Annotated in this window: 1 protein-coding gene; it reads left to right on the top strand. The window is 51.3% G+C overall.

The genetic code is table 11. The features are described 5' to 3' along the window. Positions 1-133: 133 nt before the first annotated feature. Complete coding sequence (locus RMO35_RS19200; protein ID WP_309743230.1) at positions 134-1,384, top strand: NAD(P)/FAD-dependent oxidoreductase; 1,251 nt, start codon at positions 134-136, stop codon at positions 1,382-1,384. Positions 1,385-1,510 lie beyond the last annotated feature (126 nt).

The raw sequence follows: 1,510 nt of genomic DNA on the forward strand, positions 1-1,510 counted from the left end.
GCCTCGCGATCGTCGCGGGATTTGCCGACGCACTGTCCGATCCCTGCATCATGGCGATCGCTGTGTGAGTTTTGCCGCCTGAATTTAGGCGAACCCTACTTCGATTCATCCAACTAATTTGGAGCGTAAAACTTTGAACGAGACTCGATATCCGACTGTGATTCTGGGTGGCGGCTTCGTCGGATTGTTTGCCGCCCTGCATCTACATCATCAACGCTATTCAGTTCCGACGCTCTTAATCGATCGAGCATGGAATTTTACCTTCAAACCGCTACTATATGAATTCCTCAGCGGCGAGATGAACGATCGACTGATTCGGATACGTTACGATGACTTGCTCAAGCATACGGGAATTGCCTTTGTTAAAGATGAAATCGTTCAAATCGATCTGCAACAGCAGCAAATTTACCTAGCCTCGGGCTTGCACTATCGATATGAAAATTTAGTGCTCGCTTTGGGCAGCGTCACCAATTATCTCAATGTTCCTGGAGCACAAGATAATACCATTGCATTTCGGACGGACTGGGATGCGATGACCCTCGGACAACATTTGCGAGATCGTCTCCAGCAAGCCAGCCAAACTCAAGATCCCGACCTACGGCGGCAGATGCTCACGGTCGCAATTTTAGGTGCGGGACGTTCGGGTGTCGAACTCGCAGGCACCTTGGCGGATTTACTACCAGAATGGTATGCACCTTTAGGTGGAACGGTAGCAGAAATCCGCCTGACGATCGTCCAACGCGGACAGGACATTCTTAAAGGCGATCCCGAACAACTGCGGAACGTAGCAGAAGTAGCATTGCAGCACCGAGCGATTCCAGTAGAATTCCGCTTGGAATCAGAAGTCAAATCGGTACGTGCTGGTGAAATCGAGCTACTCCGGCACGATCGAGTCGAAACGCTGACCGCCGGAACCATCATCTGGACGACAGGGACGACTCCCCACCCCTTAATTAAAACATTACCGATTCCCAACGAGCATCGCGATCGTGCCGCTCGCCTGCACGTTACGCCGACGTTGCAGCTTCCCGATTTTCTCAATGTGTTTGCAGCAGGTGATTGTGTTACCAATCCAGAACATCCACTACCAGCCATCGCCCAAGTTGCGTACCAACAAGGAGCCGCGATTGCCCACAATCTTCAAGCCCTAGCAGAAAACCGCTCCCTCATCCCTGCCAAAGTGCAGTTACGGGGCACCCTGATGAAGCTAGGGCTTGCCGAAAGCGTGGCAGAGATCTTCGATCGCGTGGAAGTCAAGGGCAATCTCGGTCATTTGCTCAGACAAGCGACCTATATCGAAATGCTGCCTACGCCTGCCCGCAATTTTAAAGCGACAGCAGAATGGCTCTCAGATGGAGTCTTCGATCGCATCACTGGCACTTAATCCCGGATCGGTGGCGATCGAACTTTTTGCATAAAACAACCGATCGCAATCTCAATCCATCAGCGGTAACGAACATAATAAACTCACCCAAGCGGAGATCGCTCTTCGAGATCGACACTACTAGAC

The organism is Chamaesiphon sp. OTE_20_metabat_361, assembly GCF_031364565.1.